This window comes from Metasolibacillus sp. FSL H7-0170 (assembly GCF_038593115.1).
In the GTDB taxonomy this organism is placed as follows: domain Bacteria; phylum Bacillota; class Bacilli; order Bacillales_A; family Planococcaceae; genus Metasolibacillus; species Metasolibacillus fluoroglycofenilyticus.
Genome location: NZ_CP151964.1, coordinates 2,336,020 through 2,355,133 on the forward strand (window position 1 = coordinate 2,336,020; position 19,114 = coordinate 2,355,133).

Consider the following 19,114-nt stretch of genomic DNA (forward strand, 5'->3'; position numbering starts at 1 on the left):
CATTACTCCTTAACTTTGATAACAATATGCATACCTTCGTCTAAGGCTGATGTTAACTCAAACGAGCCGTTATATGCATACACTCGTTCTTTCATTCCTTGTAATCCCATCGAATTTTTCCCATCAATTTCAGATAAATCACAGCCAACCCCATTATCAAAATAAACTAATTCAAAACCTTGCGTCGAAGCGGTTAGTGTAATTTTGACATAGGTTGCCCGTGAATGCTTTAATGCATTATTCAACATCTCTTGGATTGTACGATAAATTAATAGTGGTAGTTCGGGGGAGTCCAATACGACATTTTCTATTGCATGGATAATTGTAAAGTTCGCCTGTCGCTCTATTTCCGCAAATAATTTATTCAATGCAACCCGTAAACCTTGCTTCTCTAGTAAAGGTGGCTTCAATTGCTCACAATAATGACGCAAATCGACATTTAATTGGATTAAATATTCCCGCTGACGTTTAATTAACTGCTTATCTATTTGCGCTACATCTAGCTCACGTATTAAATAAAGTTGCTGCTGTAAAATCGTATCATGTAGTTCCTGTGCAAGCTGGGATTTTTTATTTTCTAGCTGCAGCCAAATATATTTCTTCAGCCATGCTGGATTGCCTTGCTGCGATGTATCAAGTTGCTCAATAAGCCCTTCGACAAACTGCGTGTTATCAATGAAATTACTAACATACATAATGAGCAATTCCAAGCATAATAGCTCTTCTTTTTTTAAATATAGACCGCCCTCATTAGCAATCGTCACAATATACTTTTTATCCAATGTTTCATGCAAACAGCCAATATAACGACCATCCACCCTTTTCACAGTACCTAACGCTAAGTTTTCAATTATTTTAGGATTTGCCACCCGATTAGCAGTGGAATAAGTATGTACCTCAACATGACTCACAGATAATTGCTGAGCCAATGCCTCACTAAAATGCTTTAATAACTTATTAACTGAAGGCATATGCGTAATTTGTTCAATGGTTTTATACACAAAATGCACGTAATCGCCTTTAGGAGAATATAAAACTTTTCGGCTTGCGTAATCGATTCGTTCCTTTACGTAGAACAAACCAAAAATAACAATAAATAAGAAAAGAAAGCTTTTAAAAGCATCTAATCGCTTTATATCCAGTATAAAATAAAGGCCTATTACAACGATACTAGAGGCAACTAATGATAGCATACTATAGTAGCGTATTTTTGAAATTTCATAATCGACATCGAACAAATAGTCTGGGAGCTGTGTGAGCATTAACAAAATGGGAATCAAGAGTAAAAACAAGGTGCAATAAGCCATAGCTAGTACATGCTGTTGAAATAACAGCATCGGTAACAAGTATAGTAAGAGCATCGGTAAAAAGGGCCCTACTAAGCAAAAGAGCAATACTAATAGCTGTTGTTTACGATATTTCAAGTAGACAATTAATAGCATTAGGAATGCATAAAAAATAAGAAACGCTATTCCTAATAGTATAAAAATTGTATTCCATTCATAGATAGTTGGAATAATTTTCTCTGATAACGTCAACAAGCAGCTAATAATAAGAATCCCATACAAGTAAGTAGGCTTAATTATCAATCTATGGTTAACATCTAATAATTGTAGATAGTTAATTAAAAAATGTAGTAATAAAATAATACTTGCTATAGCTCCATTACTCATAATAAAAACACTTATATTCCCCAAGTATCCTGATGGTCCTATAGCACCGTATGTTAATGCTACTGTTAATATAAATAATACAAAGATATTAATAGATTGAAAGGATTCTTTTCTATATAGTTTCAAATAAATACATATAATTAAACTCATTATAAAATAAACAATCGGTAATAATACCCAATAAAACGATTGTATCGGAAAATCGCGATATGAAATTTTGATAAGCTTACTGTCCCCTTGTGTACTTTGGGTAAGTATGCTGCTTGCGCCCTTTATTACATATTGCGTGGCATCATCAGCAATTTTTATTGGCTGGTGATTAATCTCCAGTATGATATCTCCGCGCTCAATATTATGATTCTCGGCCCATTCAGGATGAGCAAAATCTTGAATTTTCCACTCTTGCTGCACTTGCACTATTTCAATACCGATAAACGGTGTTCTTAATAAAAATGATATTAAGTATATAAATAAGGTAGTATATCCAAATAACACTACCAAAAACACTTTTTTGCTCATTTTTATCTCCATTTGGAAAATAATGCTTTCATCGGCTCATTCATCGCCTCAACAATTGCCTGTTGCTCCCATTTCGAGACACCTAAAAGTGATAACTTATTATCCTCTAATAGTGGTATTAGTTGAGAATTTTCTTTTACATACTTAATTAATTTGCTAATCACGTTAAAACTTCCTATTCTACTAATTTTATTAAATATTGTTTTTCTTCATTGTTAAATGGCATCGTTTTTATTATATGCAATGTCTTGAATTTGAAAATATTTTTTATAGCAAGTGCATAATTAATTGCACCGCTTTCTAATAATACTTGTTTAAAATATGTAGGTTCAAGCTCCACTTTTGCACCATTATAATATTTTTTCAAAATATCTGCATACGCTTCTGACTGCTCCAATAAATAAAGGATTGGTAAAGAATACTTGCGATTTAGCAAGTCATTTTTTTTACCCCATGTTTTCAGGTCTTGGATATCATTTAATATTTGCTGGACTACACCAATATATGTTGAATACTCAATTACTCTTTCATCCAATTGACCTAGCGCTAGGCTAGCACCTATCGAACTGCTAAGTGCTATTAATGCACCTGATTTAGCCTCTGTCATTTTGAGATAAGAAGCTTCGTCTTTTGCGCTATTTTCTAAATCAAGATATTGTCCATTAATGCTCTTTATTGCAAATTCATTTAGCACATGCAGAGCCTGCGCTTTGTGCTGAAATGTACTTTCATGAATCAGCTTGGCTGTTAAAAAAATCATTGCCAACGCACCATTCATCGCAATAGCAGGATTATTGCACCATATATAATCCGCATCGCCATCCTGCAAATCATCTATTATATCGAAGCTCAGTACTAATAGTTCAACAGCAGCAGCAACTCGTATGATGTCTCTATCTATCTCTGGTTCTTGTAAAAATGCCTGATAATGGAATATACAAAGCTCCCCAAAAGACATAGCAGAATTACTTTTTTCATTTATATAACTTAATAAAGTTATTTTGAAGCGTTCCTCTATATTTTCTAATAAGATAATTTCCTTCATTTTATCTATTATATCATTTTTATATACCAACTTTATCACCCACCTTACTTAGAGAATATAGTACCATTGTCTTAGTTTCACAGCAAGGACAGTAGAGCATAGTTCAGTATTTATTTGTATCAAATTGGAAATTCAAGATAATTTTATAACTAAAGTCAATTGCATGATTCCGCATATTTTATTTGCGGAATCACGCAATTGTTTATGTGTTATGTGTAGTACTATAATGGGGTTAACTCGAGAATATAAAAAATACTATAGCAACTAATTAGGTGGCATATTTGAAATGAAGTTTACAAAATTTTTAACAACCATCTTATATAGCTTAGCAATTCTATTTCTAATTAACATCAACGATACGGCAAATGCTTCGGAAATTAATGAGTTTGAGTTAGATTTACTAACTGAGGATATTACTACCTATAGTATAGATGATATGAGATTAGAGCGTGTAGATTTTAGTGGATTAGCATTAACAAAAATGAACACGGGTGCAGTAACTAATCATGTAGCCAAATATGGTTATACAGGAAAGATGCCCTACACCAATTCAAACAAGATTTTATCCCTAAAAGTCAATGGCCTATTTCTAGATTTGATTTTTATTATAGTAAAAAATCAGAAACAGGAAAAGTATACCTATTATTAAAACAAAACACATTAATCGGCTATACATTAGAAAAGTCTTATTAATTGTCAGTATTGAAGGGCGTGTCCGAAAAATCCATTTTGTTTTGATACCACATTGAAATGAAGGTTTGCATCGCTCCATTTTTCACCAAGCGGGAACACCGCTTAGGCCAATGTTCATCACATTTTTAAAAGAGGATTTCTCTTTTTAGTTACATCAACATTTTATCAAACATTATCGCTACTATCCAAAAGCCGGCTACGCACGGCTTTTGGAATAGCTCACTGGTCTTCTACTCTTCATCCATACATACAGGAAACCAAATGCTGCTGTTAGTCGAACAATGGTGCTAATGTTCATAGCAGTTGTCATTGTAAATGTTTCGAGTATCCAAATACCGATTTGCGGTGCGATAAAGGCGATAATCGCTAATAAAACATTATAGCTCGTAATGCAATATGTACGATTTTCCTTTGGGGAATTTTCTAGCAATAAATTAAATAGAATTAATGTTGTACCAGAGACGAATAAACCCGATTGTACAGATACGAGTGTTAAATAGACAAGATTTGTCGATAGTGACATCGCGAATGGGGCTACCGCCATACCGAAGGCTACCCAAACGAAGACACGCATATTGCCGTATTTCTCTGACCATTTACGCCATAATGGGAAGGAAAAAATTTGCGCTAGCATATTTGCCGCACTAAACATGCTAATCCAAAATATTGTTGCCCCTGCATAGCGCACATTATAAATATTGAAAAGCCCCCATGCAATTTGCCAGCCGAAATTAAAAAGTAAAGCTACAAATAAAAAACGGACATAATTAGAGTCTTTGAAAATACCCCAATTCATAGCCTTATTTCGTTCCTTTTTCTGTACAGGCTCCCCTTCCTCATGCTTTAACAAAAAGTACACTTCTAACAAGCCAAAGCAAAAAGCGATTGAAAATAAAAGCTGATAAGCAAAGGTACTATTCGTAGCCTCTCGCATAATAATACCAATAGTTAATGTCGAAATAAGTCCTACAATTGTTAGCAGGCGATTGCGGTCACTAAAAAATTGACCACGCCTTCTATCCTCAATAATATTACCGATTAATGCCTGCCAGCCCATATTCGCCATTGTGTTTGGTATACTCATTAACGCAATCAACGCTAATAAAGCCCATGACGCAATTGCCTGCGGGATATAGGCGATAAAGATGAATGACATAAAAATAAGCCTTGCAATCAGTACGGAAAAGGCAACAAGCTTCTTTTGCTCTACCGCCTTATTCAATAAAATTGCCGCTGGAATCGTCATCAGCAATGTGACTAAAGGCGGAATAGAGCTAATTAAGCCGACCTGATAATTCGTCGCCCCTAAAATCGCCATCGAAAATATCGGAATATAATTTGCCGTTGTATTGGCAGCAAGTGTGGAAGCCATGCCATGATAAATGCTCATCTTTTCATTATATGTTTTCATCTGAACGCTACTTTCTATTATTGTTAATTTGATTATAGCGAACAAAGCATCATATACAACTATTTTTGTTTATCCCGCATTAACAGGCTGTGAGATTACCACTTCAAGACTTAAGTGAAAATACGCTAAAGAATAAGCGGGAGATCAACTGCTGGAAAAAGCCCGATTGGTTCAACTAACAATCAGTGGGGATGAGGAAAACCCCCACTGATGGAAGTTTCACTTTATTGCAAGTATGTTAAATCACTTTATACCTTGTCTTCGGCCCTCGCCCAATGCGTATAATTTGTCCGCTCTGAAGTAATTCCATAATAATTTTCCGTACTGTACCTTTACTTTTATTTAAATAATTTTCAAGGTCTTTGGAAGCAAATTCTTTATTTTGTGTTAACCAGTCAGATAAGATTTTATTATCTTCAGTAGGAGTAGAAAGGTTGTTTTTAGGAAGTGTGACGACGAATGCATTTGGTCCAACTGTCCAAAACGGTTGAATAGCACTCCCCCTATAACTCTCTTTCATGCGCTGTAAGCCTGTGCCATAACTTTCAATCCATTTTAATCGGTAAAGGACATTTGCTAGTTTCGGGTTACGACTTTGTGAGATACCTAATTCAATATCTTCTAGCGTTAATCCTTTAACTAGACCACCAACAGAAACAAGCTCCAATCGATCTTGGAATAGGTGAATAAGTATGCTACCACTAAAGCTATAATCGCGATGAGTAACCGCATTAATTAACGCTTCACGTAATGCATAACTCGGATAGCTTTCCGTTTCAATTCGTTTAAGCCCCTCGAAATATGCGTGCTTTGCATTATTTAACGATAAATATTCATAAGCTGCCTCTACTTGGGCTAAAATAGAGCCAGTAAATTCTTTGCGGTCTTGGAATTCAAGTTTATCGTTTCCTAAATAACGAGCACATTTGATTGTATGCTCACATTGATCCGAGAAAAGTAATCCTAAGTTTGTGTAATAGCCATCGTCTGTTATAAGACCAAGCGTACGCATTTGCTCTGGACCGAACTTTATGTTTTGCTCATTAAAAACAGCTCCAGCTTCTGTAAATGTCAGCTCTTGCTGTATGCTTCGCATCGTTTCATAATTTATCCCGTCAGATTCAATAATCATTTGACGGATGTTTTCTTCGGAAGCATTTGTAACGGAAGTACCGTATCGAATAAAGACGCCGGATGGTTTCATGCCCTTTGCTTTTAAATGATATGGGCGACGAGCTCCCCTTGCAATGCTGATTTTTACAACTTCTTTATCCTCTAACTCAATAATTTCTAAAAAAGTGTGCACTAAAATGTCTGGCTGAATACCATCGTGCAGCATACTAGAAATAGATTCAAGCACTTTATCAGCATTGTCAAGACCGATAATAGTGCCATCATCATCGACCCCAATGTAAAGTTCGCCACCTTGTGTATTTGCAAAAGCAATGATTTCTCGCTTGATAGCATCCGTTAATTCCCGTTTAAATTCCAATGTCAGTGATTCTTTCAAATTCATTACACTCACTCCATCGATTATTTTATAAATCAATAGTAATCGATTATAATCGATTAATCAATTGATAAGTAATGCTGAAATAATAAACATCAAGGCTTATAAAATCGAAGGGAATGAAAAATTATTATTTAATAATGAAACTACTATTGTTTCCGAATTGATTTCTGGCATGTTAGAGGTAACCTCGATAGATGAAAAAAATACCTTTGGACTCTAATAGTTCCTCAATTGCACTTTAAAATCAGCATCTTATGGGGGTTCTTATGTTTCAGATGTTAGATATAGATTATTTACAGATGGAACTGCAGAGGCTATTATGATTGGGCAAAATCCCTATTATAAAAACACTACAAAAACTACTGCTAATTTCATAAGATTTCAAGGTCATGCGGATGCATTAAAAAGTAAAGAACTAGATTTAGTTACCTTTGGAGTTTTAGGTTTTGCTGATGATATAATTAACGCACTAAAAGCAGGTAATTTATTGAGCTGGTCTTTAATTAAACAGATTGTGGGCGGAGCTGTTAAAGTAGGTCCATTTGGTGCGGCTTTAACTATTAATCAAGAAAATGATTTGGAAGTAGTCAAGGACTTGGAGGAAGGCTTATACCGAAAGCGTATGATTTCCTATGGTGGTTTGTTGAAGGTAGTACATAAGGAATTAAATTTAGATGATGTTGATGAAGGCGATTTGATTCGAGTGGACGATGAGGATTCGGATGTTGAAGAAAAAGCATACTCTATTGTTACTTTCTGGAATTGGCAGGCACAAAATTATTTTATCAAGAGAACAGAATGATAGTTGATGTATTTATCTGTATTATTAAAATAATATGATAAATATGGTATATTTAAAGAAAGTGGTAATTGTAAATTTTTCATAAAGTTGTTTTTTAGAATCCATTAGTAAGATGTCTTATGTTAAGGGAGAGATACAAATGATTACTATTATTCTTTGTTTTATTTTATTTATCCCCATATATTTCATATTATTTAGACAATATAAAAATCCAAAAGACTCTGTTCTATGGGGAAGGAAATGGATGTATAAAGAACAAAATGAGGTTAGTGAAGCGGCAGTTAGATATTCAAAAGTAGTAGCACTATTTGGTATGATCTTTATTACTGTTCTTTTTTTATTTCTTTTTCTCAGTCAAATTTAGTGGTACTGTATAAGTTTTTTGTTCATATTATTAATAATTTAACTAGGTTTTGTTATAGTAATTGTGTTTTTGGTTTATAAACAAAGAGGCTGGGACAAAACCCAACCTCTAACTGAAAAGCCCCTGAAATTTTACGAACAGTAAAATTTCAGGGGCTTTGATTTTGAATACAAAAAAAGACACCTATCTGTTAAAATTTAAGTATCCTACTACCAAATTTTAAACGAAAGAAGTGTCCTTATGTTTAAAGATTATAACATGAATCAATTAATTTTACCGCTCGATTTAGAAATCAAATTACAAAAAAATGATATTGCGTTTGTCATTCATGAGCTTGTCGAAAGTATTCCCACTGAAGCGTTTAGCCCTTTTATTCAACACACAGGCTGTCCCTCGTATCATCCACGTATGATGTTAAAAATTATTTTATGTGGCTACACACAATCGACGTTTTCAGGGCGTCGGATCGAGGACTTAACGAAAGATAGCGTGCGCATGATGTGGCTCGCGCAAGGCTACGAACCAAGTTACCGCACCATCAATCGTTTCCGTGTTCATCCTGTCATGCAGGAATTAATTCGCCAATGTTTTGTGCAATTCCGTTGCCAACTAGTTGAAGAAAAACTCATCGATTTAGAAGCAATCTTCATTGATGGTACAAAAATTGAAGCAGATGCGAATAAATTTACGTTTGTTTGGAAACGTGCAATCGAAAAATAGGAGGCGAGTCTCATTGAAAAATCGAATCGTTTATATGAAGAACTGCTACAACAGCAAATCATTCCAGCCATCGAGCGTGAATCGGAAGAACAATTATCGATTCCCGAGCTGAAGGAGATGGCGGAAAAGTTAGAAGAAGTGGTGGTCGATTACACGGAAAAGATCGAAGCTTCTACTCAAGTCGAAGAACGAAAAGCATTACGAAGCGCACGTAAAACGCCGAAACAGCTGATAAAACAAGTAACTGACTGGGTCACACGAAAAGAAAAATATGCGCGTGATTTTGAAGTTTTCGGCACACGGAATAGCTATTCCAAGACCGATAAAGATGCGATGTTCATGCGAATGAAAGACGATTATATGAAGAATGGCCAATTAAAAGCTGGTTATAATGTACAAATCGCGACAGAAGGACAATACACATTGGCGTATGGTGTCTACCCAAACCCAACGGATACGAAAACATTGACGCCTTTTTTAAATCGAATTGAAACAGATTATTTTGAGTTACTAAAATACATTGTGGCAGACGCTGGTTATGGAAGTGAAGCCAATTATAAGGATATTTTAGAGAATCACGAGCGTGAGGCACTCATCACCTATAATCAATTCCGAAAAGAACAAACCAAAAAGTATAAACAAGATCCGTTCAAAACGAGTAACTGGGTGTATGATAAAGAGACAAATACGTACACTTGTCCGAATGGGCAAAAGTTAACCTTCCGCTATACGTCTAAAAGAAAAGATAAAGATGGATTTGAGCGCACGTTCCAAGTGTATGAATGTGAAAACTGCACGGGTTGTCCGCTTCGTGCGAGTTGTACGAAAGAGGAGGAAGGCAAGCATCGGAAACTGTCGGTGAATGAGCGCTGGGAACAACAAAAAGAATATGTACGCACGAAGCTTTCGGAAGAAAAAGCTGGCTATCTATATCATCAACGCAAAACAGATGTAGAACCAGTTTTTGGATTTTTGAAAGCGAATTTAGGTTTCACGAGATTTTCGGTTCGTGGGGAATCGAAAGTCGAAAATGAAATCGGCATTGCCTTGATGGCTGTGAACATCCGAAAATATGTGGCAAGGGGGTAACGAAAACCACCATTTTCACTTCGCTACACACAAAAAACGAAATGACATGACGTCATTTCGTTTTTTGTGTGGGCCAGAACTATTTATGTCCCAGCCTCTTCCTTTACAGCTTTTAGTCATTAATCAAACAATGTACTTACTGATTTATTTTCATAAACACGAGAGATTGCATCTGCCATTAATTTCGCAACAGAAAGCTCTTTAATTTTTGGCGATTTCTTTTCTTCTTGTAATTGAATTGTATTTGTGACAACCAGCTCTTTAATTGCTGAGTTTTCAATACGCTCAATTGCTGGTCCAGATAGTACTGGGTGTGAACAACAAGCATATACTTCTTTCGCGCCTGACTCAATCAATGCATTAGCCCCAATTGTAATTGTACCTGCTGTATCAATAATATCATCAATTAAAATACAAATTTTACCTTCAACATTACCTACGATATTCATTACTTCAGCAACATTTGGCTTTGGACGGCGTTTGTCGATAATGGCAATCGGTGCCTTTAAGCGCTCTGCCATTTTACGTGCTCGTGTTACACCACCATGGTCAGGAGAAACGATTACTAAATCCTCTTGGTTAAAGCCTTTTGAACCGAAGTAATCAGCAAGAATCGGTACTGCCACTAAGTGGTCAATTAAAATATCGAAGAAGCCTTGAATTTGTGGTGCATGTAAATCTAATACAATTACACGTGTTGCACCAGCAGTTTCTAATAGGTTCGCCACTAATTTTGCTGTAATTGGCTCACGAGCTTTTGCTTTACGGTCTTGTCGAGCATAGCCATAGTAAGGGATTACAACATTGACAGTACGAGCAGAAGCGCGCTTCACTGCGTCAATCATAATTAAAAGCTCCATTAAATGCTCATTTACAGGTGCGGAAGTTGACTGCACAATGAATACATCGCAACCACGAATACTTTCTTCAATGCTAATTTGAATTTCTCCATCACTGAAATGTTTTACAGATGATTTACCTAAATCTATGCCCATTTCTTGTGCAATTTCCTGTGCAAGTGGGTTATTTGAATTTAGTGAGAAAAGTTTTAGTTTTGAGTCAGCGTAATGATATGGCATGATGCCCTCCTGAATTTATATTATTTTAATTTATTCATATAGCCTAATTTATTTTCCTGTCTTGCACGTGCGATTGCTAGTGCATCCTCAGGAACCTCTTTCGTAATCGTAGAGCCTGCGGCGATAAATGCATTTTTACGCACAGTTACCGGTGCAACTAAATTCGTGTTACATCCTACGAATACATTGTCTTCAATAATTGTTTTATGCTTATTTTTACCATCATAATTGACAGTAATGGAGCCACAACCAATATTCACATTTTTGCCGATTTCGGCATCGCCGATATAGCTTAAATGTGATACTTTAGAATCTTCATTTATTTGGCTTTTCTTCACTTCAACAAAGTTGCCAATTTTCACATGATTACCGAGTGTGGACTCAGGTCGAATATGTGCGAATGGACCAATCGCTACCGCATCACCAATTGCACTACTTTTTACAACAGAGCTATGAATAGACGTGTCGTTACCAATTTGACTGTCTATAATATGGCTATTGGGACCAATTTCACAATCCGCACCTATAATTGTTTTTCCTTCAATCATCGTACCTGGTAGGATTACTGTGTCACTACCGATAATTGCATCCACGCTAATATGTGTCGTGGCAGGATTAATGATTGTTACACCATTGCGCATATGACGTTCATTGATACGTGCGCGCATCAAATCCTCCGCCTGTGATAAAGCGAAGCGATCGTTAATACCTAGCGTTTCATTGAAATCCTTCGTCACATAAGCAGATACGATTTCCTCTTGCTTTTGTAAAATTTCAATCACATCAGGTAAATAATATTCACCTTGCGCATTATTATTGTTTACAAGCTTTAATGCTTCAAATAATAGCTTATTATCAAAGCAATACGTACCTGTATTAATTTCTTTAACAGAGTGCTGCTCTGGTGTCGCATCCTTATGCTCTACAATTTGCGCTACTTGCCCGCCCTCGTTACGAATAATGCGACCGTAACCTGTTGGGTCCTCTGCAATCGCTGTCAAAATTGTAGCCTTAGCATTTTGCTCACGATGGAAATCAACTAATGCTTTCATCGTTTCTGGTCTAATTAACGGCGTATCACCACATACAACAAGCGTTATCCCTTCAAGGTCACCTAAAATGCCCTCTGCTTGCTGAACCGCATGTGCCGTCCCTAGTTGCTCAGCCTGTAGCACGTATTCACTTTTATCGCCTAATTGCTCTTGTACCTTATCAGCACCATGACCAACCACTGTCACGATACGATTTACATCTAGTGTTTCAATATGATTGATGACATGCTCTACCATTGGTTTTCCACAAACAGGATGTAGTACTTTATATAATTTGGACTTCATACGTGTTCCTTGACCTGCAGCCAAAACGATTGCAAAAATATTTGTCATATAAGTCCCCCAGTTTAACTCTAAGTCTCATACTTGACTATATAGTAAATCACCGTGTTTTTCAAGGTATTGTGACTTGACAAAACTATGACATTGGGATGTCTAAAAAACATGATAACGTACCAATTTTTGGGCATTTCATTTGTTTTTCATTAAAATATGACCGTTTGGAGTTGTAAACATTGAATTTAAAGCCTTTCTCTTTAATTTTATCCCGCATTAAAGGGCTGTAAGATTCCCACTTCAAGAATTAAGTGAAAATATGCTAAGTGTAAGTGGGAAATCAACTGCCCGTAAAAGCCTGATTGATTCAACTAACAACCAATGGAGGATGAGGAAAACCTCCACTGATTGAAGTTTCACTTTATATTCAATAGGAAAAAAATCAGCTTTTTGTTGTCATTTCTTTTAGCTAATCTCAACCATGTACTTTTTGATAAAAATAAGAAGGCTGTAAAGAAGTTTTAACTTCCTCACAGCCCGACTATTTTTGTTTATCTAGCCTTCTATGCATTTGCCTGTTCTAACTCTAGCTCTTCATCCTCACTTGACGCATGATATGCAGCTAATACGCTTTCTTGAATTTTGTTGCGCGTAGTCGATTTAATTGGATGTGCAATATCACGGAACTCGCCATCTGGAGTACGCTTGCTTGGCATTGCTACAAATAGACCTGTATTGCCATCTATTACGCGAATATCATGTACAACAAATTCATCGTCTAGTGTGATGGAAGCGATAGCACGCATACGCCCTTCTAATTGTACACGTCGCAATCTTACATCTGTTACTTCCATTCTTTCACCCCCTCAATCTAAGATGCCTATGTTGAAATATAATATTCTTCTCATAGAATATTAATTCCTCCTTTAATATTACTAAATTTTTAAAATAGTTCAAATATTATAAAAATTTATTCTTAAATTTTGTAATAAGTGAGCGAAAAACGCACTAAACGATGTTTTTTTATCTTCCTAATAGTTAATATTTTATTAAAGTCTTAAAAAAAGAGTTGTCCAAAAGCTGCATACTAGCCTGCTTTCGAACAACCCTAATTCATTCGCTTATTTCACTAATGCGATTACTTCAATTTCTACCTTTACATCGCGTGGTAGGCGAGCTACCTCAACTGTTGAGCGTGCTGGCTTATGCTCTCCAAAATGAGCAGCATATGCTTCATTCAATGCTCCAAACTCATCCATATCTTTAATAAATACTGTTGTTTTCACCACTTGGTCTAGTGAAGAGCCTGCTGCTGCAAGAACGGCTTTTAAATTTTCGAATACTTGATTCGTTTGCTCAACGATATCACCATCTACAAGTTCCCCTGAAGCTGTTAATGGAATCTGACCTGATGAATAAAACATATTGTTGACAATCATGCCTTGCGCATATGGTCCAATTGCTGCTGGTGCTTTTGTTGTTGATACTGCCTTCATTTAGAATCTCCCCTTTTGAAAATAATTGCCCTCGCTAAGTTCAATAATACGATCCTTCTCATTTACTTCATGAAGTTTAACTAAAGAATAGTAATCATCCACTAATCTTTCATCCGCATGCTCTGCTTCAACTAATACAGCGATACCTGCTAGTTCACATTCGAATTCCTCTAGCAAGCTTTTCATTCCATTAACTGTACCGCCTACCTTCATAAAATCATCGGTAATTAGCACACGTTGTCCACTTCTCATGCTACGTTTAGATAAAACCATCGTTTGAATACGACGCGAAGAGCCTGATACATAATTAATGCTCACTGTTGAGCCTTCAGTTACTTTGCTATCTCGACGAACGACAACAACAGGCACATTCAAATGGCGTGCTATTGCATGTGCTATAGAAATACCCTTTGTTGCTACTGTCATAATAACATCGATTTGTTGCCCTGCAAAGGCGCTCGCAAATACCTTACCAATGCGATTCATAAAATCTGGATTACCAAGTAAATCCGTCATAAACAAATAGCCGCCTGGCAATAATCGATCTGATTGCCCCAATTGAGTAATCAACTCCTGAGTAATCTCCTTCACTTCCTGCTCAGACATTTTCGGAATATATTTTACCCCGCCCGCTGCGCCAGGAACTGTTATTAAGAGTCCGATACCCTTCTCCTCAAACGTTTCCTTTACAATCGTTAAATCCTCACTAATGGAGGACTTGGCCGACTGATACAAATCCGAAAAGTAAGTGAGGGGGATTAATTGATGCGGATGCTCAAGCAGGTAATATGTCATATCAACAAGTCGTTCACTACGCTTCCATTTCATAGTATGTCCCTCTCCTATCAATTACACTCTAGCTAGCTTTTTTCAAGCTGACTAGAGAAAGTTAACACGAATATTTTATACGTAAGTTAACATAAATGTACGCATTTACGCAAGTGGATTCCTCTCACCAAGTAAACGAACTGTGTACACCTCGTCACAAAAACCTCGTAACCCATTATATATTCTTGCTGTACGTGCCTCATTATCTACTAATCCAAAAACAGTCGGCCCACTACCACTCATAAGCACTGCATCAGCGCCTAGGCGCTGCATATGCTCCTTAATCATCGCAACTTCAGGATGGAGCTTTAGCGTCACACTTTCTAATACATTACTAAGAGATGCGCATAATGCTGCATAATCTTTCCTATCAATCGCTTTTATTGCCCTTGCTGTATTCGGATGCTCTACATCATCTAATTTTAAACCTCCATAGACATCTGCAGTTGAGACGCCAATCTTAGGTTTAGCTAACACAATCCAGCAATTCGGTGGTGCTGGCAGCTCCTCAATTTTTTCCCCACGTCCTGTTGCACGAGCGGTTCCTCCAAATACGCAGAACGGCACATCCGAGCCAATTTGTGCGCCAAGCTCCGCTAACTCATCTATTGTTAAATTTAAGCTCCAGAGCTCATTTAATCCTCGAAGTGTTGCTGCGGCGTCGCTACTGCCTCCCGCTAAGCCTGCCGCGATAGGAATTTCCTTATCAATCGTAATTGATACACCTTCTTTAATCTTATATGTATCTTTAAGTAGCTTCGCCGCTTGATAAGCAAAATTACGCTCATCATTCGGTACAAAACGATTTGCTGAGGTAATCTTTATTAAGCCATCTTGACGTATTTCTAGACCGATTCTATCTGATAAATCAATCGTTGTCATAATCATATCAACCTCATGATAATGATCAGGTCTTTTATATAGTACATCTAGAGTTAAGTTAATTTTAGCTGGCGCTTTAACATAAAGCATGTTTGAATCCCTCCCTAATAGAGCTCTCTCATATAATAAGTATTTATATTTTATCATATTCATTGTACGGAACACGAAATAGGAATAGTTCGAAAATAAAAAAATTACTACCCAATAAAGTAAAACTTCAAGCAGTGGAGGTTTCCTCATTCTCCACTGATTGTTAGTTGAATCTATCGGGCTTTTACAGGCAGTTAATCTCCCACTTATCTTTAAGCCGATTTTAACTTAAGTCTTGAAGTGAGATGCTTACTGCCCATTGATGCGGGATAAAATTGATTTTTTACTCTTTCATCTTTAATTCAAATAAAGGTGCTAGTTTCACTGTTTTCAGCCTTGTTTTTTTAAGGAATCACATTTTTAAACAAAAAACAGGATTGTATGAAAAGGCAGTCCGCCTTGCTTAAACAATAAAAACTTGATTTTCCGTTATTCATTTTCATTCAGAAGAATATCCCCTAATTTTTGTTTTTCATCTTTTCAAAGAACCTTCTTGCCACTCTAGCTGAGTGAGCTTTTTGAAGTAACACCAACAAAAGCGCCCAAAATGCCGGCAACTGCACGGCTTTTTGGACGCTCCTCTTTCCTTTGCCAACTTTCCTATATGATCGGTTTACTTAAGTTAAAACTATCGCTACTTTGTGTCTGTAGCTTGTTGCTCAGCAAGAAGCTTTTCTGCTTTCTCAATCGCATGTTTAACCATATTCCCTGCATCACGGGTAGTAATACCACCCCAGCCTTCACGTTCTACTACATCATAAAATCCAAGTTCTTTTGCAATCTCTTCCTTCAGACGATTCGACATGATGCCTTTTCGTGCCATGCAGATGACCTCCCTTTCTAAAGTTCAGTTGGCTTCATTAGTATGCTTAAATTCATTTTCTTTATACAGCTAATTCATAAAACAAAAAAACACTCAAAAATTTGAGTGTCCTTTTACATAGTGAACTACCCTCCACTTATTTGACCTTACAAGTCTAATTAAAGTGGGGGGTTCTCGATTTATCGTTGCTGTTACTAACCAACGATAAGTGCCCGAGCAAACCCTCTTGTTCCAAGAGTTTTTGTTTCTATATTATAGCGTGGGCTTCGGCTATCGCCAATTCACTCATGTTCCTTGAGAATAGGAGACTTCTTTTGGAAACCCGTTAAAAAGTATCGGTAATTATTTACCAACTGCTATTGCATCATCTAAAAATGTAATTTCTACTGATTCTGTTAAAATATCTGTGTAGCTGTAAGAAACGCGTTTACACGCATTATCTTTTTCATCGAGCTCTACTACGAATACTGCGCGATGTGTTTCACTTAATATACCTGCACATTCAACCGTTTTTTTGCGGCTACCGTTTGCTTTTATTTGCAAACGCTTGCCTAAATGACCATCTAGAGCCTTTTTAATATTGGCAATTGTTTTTGGCATTTCGCATACACCTCACTATTTATTAGTGTATCACGTTTTATAAACAATGTCAAAAGATATATATTTTATCACCATACAATAATTTTAGTCAACTTTTTTCTTATAAAAAAAATATTTTTTTTAATTCTTGTCTTAAGTTAGCCAAATTATTGGCGTTTTGCGAAATTTGGATAAAGTGCATCCGCTAATTTACCGAATTCTTGAATTGTTAAAGTTTCTCCACGACGTGTTGGCTCAATTTCGCATTTTATTAATGCCGCTAAAATATCTTCTTTCTTTTGCTTACCATTTGGCAGTCCAGCCTGCAAATTATTCAAAATTGTTTTACGACGTTGCACAAATGATGCACGTGTCACCTCAAATAAAAATTCTTCATCAATAACCGCTACTGGTGGCTTATCATGCTTAATTAATCGAATAACTGCTGATTCGACATTTGGCTGTGGCATAAACACCGTTTTCGGTACAATCATTGCTACTTCGGCTGTCACAAAATATTGAATCGCAATAGAAAGTGAACCGTATTCCTTCGTGCCAGGCTTTGCAGTAATGCGATCCGCCACTTCCTTTTGCATCATAACAACAAAACCACGAATCGGTAGTTTGTCATGTAGAAGCTTTAATAAAATTGGTGTCGTCACATAATATGGCAAGTTGGCAACAACCATAATATCCTGAACATCAGGCATTTCCTTTGCGATTACTTGTGCTACATCCGCCTTTAAAATATCTGAATGAACAATTGTAACATTGTCATAGGGACTTAACGTATCTTCTAGCACTGGCAATAAGCGCTGGTCAATTTCAAACGACACAACTTTTTTAGCCTCGCGTGCCAAATGCTCGGTTAAAGCACCGATTCCCGGACCGACCTCAATTGCACCGCTGTTTTCTGTTAGCTTTGCATGACTTACAATATTTCGCAAAATATTTGGATCAATTAAAAAGTTTTGACCCAAGCTTTTCTTAAATGAAAATCCGTACTTTTCCAAAATTTCTTTCGTGCGAATAGGTGTTGCAATATCTTTATGCATTTTGTTCCTCCTGATCTAACTGTGCAATTGCTTGGGCAAATTGTGCCGGTGTAATTTGAAACATTTTCAAGCGCTTATGCAACTGCTTACCATTTGTCATACCAATATTTAATATTTCTCCTAGTCGATTGCGACGTGGCTTTGATTGTGGATGTCCGATAAGGTGCGCTAGCATTAAATCCTCAAGGGTTATTTCCTCCATATTCGTTTGCTCATTCGGTGTATAAACATCCTCAAGTGCTTGACGAATATCTGCATCACTGGCATGCTCGATGCCAAGACCTTTACCATTTTTAGCAATTGTTTTATTTTTCGCTAAAAATGCATGCTTTACATTCGGTATACGCTCCTCAATAATTGCACGTATACGGCGTCCTGGATAGTCTGGGTCTGTAAATACAATGACCCCACGCTTCTCGTTTGCATGCTCAATGCGACACAATATTTCCTCGTTGATGGCTGAGCCATTCGTTTCAATTGTGTCCGCACCGACAGCTCGTTTAATCGCTGTTGTATCATCCTTACCTTCTACAACGATAATTTCTTTTATATCCAAAAGCTGCTCCTCTTTTCTGCTGAATTTAGATAAAGTGAAACTTCAATCAGTGGCTCTTCTTCAGCACCCACTGATTGTTAGTTGAACCTATCGGGCTTTTACAGGCAGTTAATCTCCCACCTACCCTTAAGCCGATTTTCATTTAATTCTTGAAATGGGCATCTTACGCCCGTTAATGTGGGGTAAATGATAGAGCCATTTTATCATAATTTTCTCCAATACACTCTTCAGAAAACACTTCTTACTATAGAGAAAACATAGTGGCTCTTATAGCGAAGTAAAGGGGTGTAAGGAAAGTCAAAATTTTCCCTACACCCCCTATGAACATTTTGGTATTGCTTTAGTTTTCGTTCGCTAGTATATCAATTACAAATGCATTCATTATCTCTCGCCACTTCTAGAAAAGAGACTGCCGTACCTGTCCGCTTCACTTTCGATACAAACATGTGCTCCGCGGTTACTCGTCGCAGAAAACATTGCCGAAGGAAGTTAAACATGTAGAAATGAAGCTGCCTGAAAAATCATAGTGAGACAGCTCTTTTGTGCAGTGTGAAGTAGCATTGAATACA

General features: G+C 36.7%; 18 protein-coding genes and 1 pseudogene. 4 read left to right on the forward strand and 15 right to left on the reverse strand.

Annotation, left to right across the window (positions count from 1 at the left end):
- Positions 1-2: 2 nt before the first annotated feature.
- From MHH70_RS10845 to MHH70_RS10855, 3 genes are read right to left on the reverse strand one after another with little or no spacing between them, the layout of a single operon-like run.
- Complete coding sequence (locus tag MHH70_RS10845) at positions 3-2,192, reverse strand: ATP-binding protein (RefSeq protein ID WP_342471495.1); 2,190 nt, start codon at positions 2,190-2,192, stop codon at positions 3-5.
- A 2-nt stretch (positions 2,193-2,194) separates the two neighbouring features.
- Entirely contained in the window at positions 2,195-2,356 is a 162-nt protein-coding gene (gene comX, locus MHH70_RS10850; RefSeq protein ID WP_107943690.1) for a competence pheromone ComX, read from the reverse strand.
- 11 nt (positions 2,357-2,367) lie between these two features.
- A complete protein-coding gene (locus tag MHH70_RS10855) occupies positions 2,368-3,267 on the reverse strand; it encodes a polyprenyl synthetase family protein (protein WP_342471496.1) in 900 nt (299 codons plus the stop codon).
- A 256-nt stretch (positions 3,268-3,523) separates the two neighbouring features.
- Here MHH70_RS10855 and MHH70_RS10860 point away from each other — a divergent pair, with 256 nt between their 5' ends.
- Complete coding sequence (locus MHH70_RS10860) at positions 3,524-3,886, forward strand: hypothetical protein (protein WP_342471497.1); 363 nt, start codon at positions 3,524-3,526, stop codon at positions 3,884-3,886.
- Between the two features lie 240 nt (positions 3,887-4,126).
- Here the strand turns inward: MHH70_RS10860 and MHH70_RS10865 are convergent, their stop codons facing one another.
- Positions 4,127-5,341 (reverse strand): MFS transporter, encoded by a 1,215-nt coding sequence (locus MHH70_RS10865; RefSeq protein ID WP_066165600.1) that lies wholly within the window; start codon positions 5,339-5,341, stop codon positions 4,127-4,129.
- Between the two features lie 238 nt (positions 5,342-5,579).
- Positions 5,580-6,857 carry an RNA-binding domain-containing protein gene (locus MHH70_RS10870; RefSeq protein ID WP_342471498.1) on the reverse strand — a complete coding sequence of 426 codons (1,278 nt, stop codon included), beginning with the start codon at positions 6,855-6,857 and terminating at the stop codon, positions 5,580-5,582.
- 316 nt (positions 6,858-7,173) lie between these two features.
- Between MHH70_RS10870 and MHH70_RS10875 the strand changes: the two genes are divergently transcribed.
- The 3 genes and pseudogenes from MHH70_RS10875 to MHH70_RS10885 all read left to right on the forward strand — a co-directional run bounded on the left by MHH70_RS10875 (position 7,174) and on the right by MHH70_RS10885 (position 9,829).
- Positions 7,174-7,656, forward strand: coding sequence for a protein rep (locus MHH70_RS10875; RefSeq protein WP_342471499.1), 483 nt, complete (start codon positions 7,174-7,176; stop codon positions 7,654-7,656).
- A gap of 139 nt (positions 7,657-7,795) precedes the next feature.
- Positions 7,796-8,020, forward strand: coding sequence for a hypothetical protein (locus tag MHH70_RS10880; RefSeq protein WP_342471500.1), 225 nt, complete (start codon positions 7,796-7,798; stop codon positions 8,018-8,020).
- A 240-nt stretch (positions 8,021-8,260) separates the two neighbouring features.
- A pseudogene (locus MHH70_RS10885) lies at positions 8,261-9,829 on the forward strand (IS1182 family transposase).
- A gap of 119 nt (positions 9,830-9,948) precedes the next feature.
- On the opposite strand, the gene MHH70_RS10890 reads toward MHH70_RS10885, so the two are convergent.
- From MHH70_RS10890 to rnmV, 10 genes are all read right to left on the reverse strand, one after another.
- A complete protein-coding gene (locus MHH70_RS10890; protein WP_066165611.1) occupies positions 9,949-10,908 on the reverse strand; it encodes a ribose-phosphate diphosphokinase in 960 nt (319 codons plus the stop codon).
- A gap of 20 nt (positions 10,909-10,928) precedes the next feature.
- A complete protein-coding gene (gene glmU, locus MHH70_RS10895; RefSeq protein ID WP_107943686.1) occupies positions 10,929-12,293 on the reverse strand; it encodes a bifunctional UDP-N-acetylglucosamine diphosphorylase/glucosamine-1-phosphate N-acetyltransferase GlmU in 1,365 nt (454 codons plus the stop codon).
- 506 nt (positions 12,294-12,799) lie between these two features.
- Complete coding sequence (gene spoVG / locus MHH70_RS10900; RefSeq protein WP_066165617.1) at positions 12,800-13,090, reverse strand: septation regulator SpoVG; 291 nt, start codon at positions 13,088-13,090, stop codon at positions 12,800-12,802.
- Positions 13,091-13,357: 267 nt separating this feature from the next.
- On the reverse strand, positions 13,358-13,732 hold the full coding sequence (locus MHH70_RS10905) for a RidA family protein (protein ID WP_066165620.1): 375 nt from the start codon (positions 13,730-13,732) through the stop codon (positions 13,358-13,360).
- A complete protein-coding gene (gene purR / locus MHH70_RS10910) occupies positions 13,733-14,560 on the reverse strand; it encodes a pur operon repressor (protein ID WP_066165623.1) in 828 nt (275 codons plus the stop codon).
- A 105-nt stretch (positions 14,561-14,665) separates the two neighbouring features.
- The gene (gene ispE, locus MHH70_RS10915) at positions 14,666-15,532 is read right to left on the reverse strand and encodes a 4-(cytidine 5'-diphospho)-2-C-methyl-D-erythritol kinase (RefSeq protein ID WP_066165626.1); all 867 of its coding nucleotides are present in this window, start codon (positions 15,530-15,532) and stop codon (positions 14,666-14,668) included.
- 634 nt (positions 15,533-16,166) lie between these two features.
- Positions 16,167-16,355, reverse strand: coding sequence for a small, acid-soluble spore protein, alpha/beta type (locus MHH70_RS10920; RefSeq protein WP_066165629.1), 189 nt, complete (start codon positions 16,353-16,355; stop codon positions 16,167-16,169).
- 342 nt (positions 16,356-16,697) lie between these two features.
- Positions 16,698-16,955 carry a Veg family protein gene (locus MHH70_RS10925; protein WP_066165631.1) on the reverse strand — a complete coding sequence of 86 codons (258 nt, stop codon included), beginning with the start codon at positions 16,953-16,955 and terminating at the stop codon, positions 16,698-16,700.
- A 146-nt stretch (positions 16,956-17,101) separates the two neighbouring features.
- The gene (rsmA, locus tag MHH70_RS10930) at positions 17,102-17,989 is read right to left on the reverse strand and encodes a 16S rRNA (adenine(1518)-N(6)/adenine(1519)-N(6))-dimethyltransferase RsmA (protein WP_066165634.1); all 888 of its coding nucleotides are present in this window, start codon (positions 17,987-17,989) and stop codon (positions 17,102-17,104) included.
- Positions 17,982-18,545, reverse strand: a complete 564-nt coding sequence (gene rnmV, locus MHH70_RS10935; protein ID WP_066165638.1) for a ribonuclease M5 — start codon at positions 18,543-18,545, stop codon at positions 17,982-17,984. Before rnmV ends, rsmA begins: the two co-directional genes overlap by 8 nt.
- Positions 18,546-19,114 lie beyond the last annotated feature (569 nt).

Coding starts and splice junctions, on each gene's coding strand:
- purR (WP_066165623.1), bottom strand. CDS start 14,560: ATGAAATGGAAGCGTAGTGAACGACTTGTTGATATGACATATTACCTG.
- MHH70_RS10905 (WP_066165620.1), bottom strand. CDS start 13,732: ATGAAGGCAGTATCAACAACAAAAGCACCAGCAGCAATTGGACCATAT.
- rsmA (WP_066165634.1), bottom strand. CDS start 17,989: ATGCATAAAGATATTGCAACACCTATTCGCACGAAAGAAATTTTGGAA.
- MHH70_RS10860 (WP_342471497.1), top strand. CDS start 3,524: ATGAAGTTTACAAAATTTTTAACAACCATCTTATATAGCTTAGCAATT.
- MHH70_RS10870 (WP_342471498.1), bottom strand. CDS start 6,857: ATGAATTTGAAAGAATCACTGACATTGGAATTTAAACGGGAATTAACG.
- MHH70_RS10865 (WP_066165600.1), bottom strand. CDS start 5,341: ATGAAAACATATAATGAAAAGATGAGCATTTATCATGGCATGGCTTCC.
- MHH70_RS10880 (WP_342471500.1), top strand. CDS start 7,796: ATGATTACTATTATTCTTTGTTTTATTTTATTTATCCCCATATATTTC.
- MHH70_RS10890 (WP_066165611.1), bottom strand. CDS start 10,908: ATGCCATATCATTACGCTGACTCAAAACTAAAACTTTTCTCACTAAAT.
- MHH70_RS10925 (WP_066165631.1), bottom strand. CDS start 16,955: ATGCCAAAAACAATTGCCAATATTAAAAAGGCTCTAGATGGTCATTTA.
- spoVG (WP_066165617.1), bottom strand. CDS start 13,090: ATGGAAGTAACAGATGTAAGATTGCGACGTGTACAATTAGAAGGGCGT.
- MHH70_RS10920 (WP_066165629.1), bottom strand. CDS start 16,355: ATGGCACGAAAAGGCATCATGTCGAATCGTCTGAAGGAAGAGATTGCA.
- MHH70_RS10845 (WP_342471495.1), bottom strand. CDS start 2,192: ATGAGCAAAAAAGTGTTTTTGGTAGTGTTATTTGGATATACTACCTTA.
- glmU (WP_107943686.1), bottom strand. CDS start 12,293: ATGACAAATATTTTTGCAATCGTTTTGGCTGCAGGTCAAGGAACACGT.
- MHH70_RS10875 (WP_342471499.1), top strand. CDS start 7,174: ATGATTGGGCAAAATCCCTATTATAAAAACACTACAAAAACTACTGCT.
- ispE (WP_066165626.1), bottom strand. CDS start 15,532: ATGCTTTATGTTAAAGCGCCAGCTAAAATTAACTTAACTCTAGATGTA.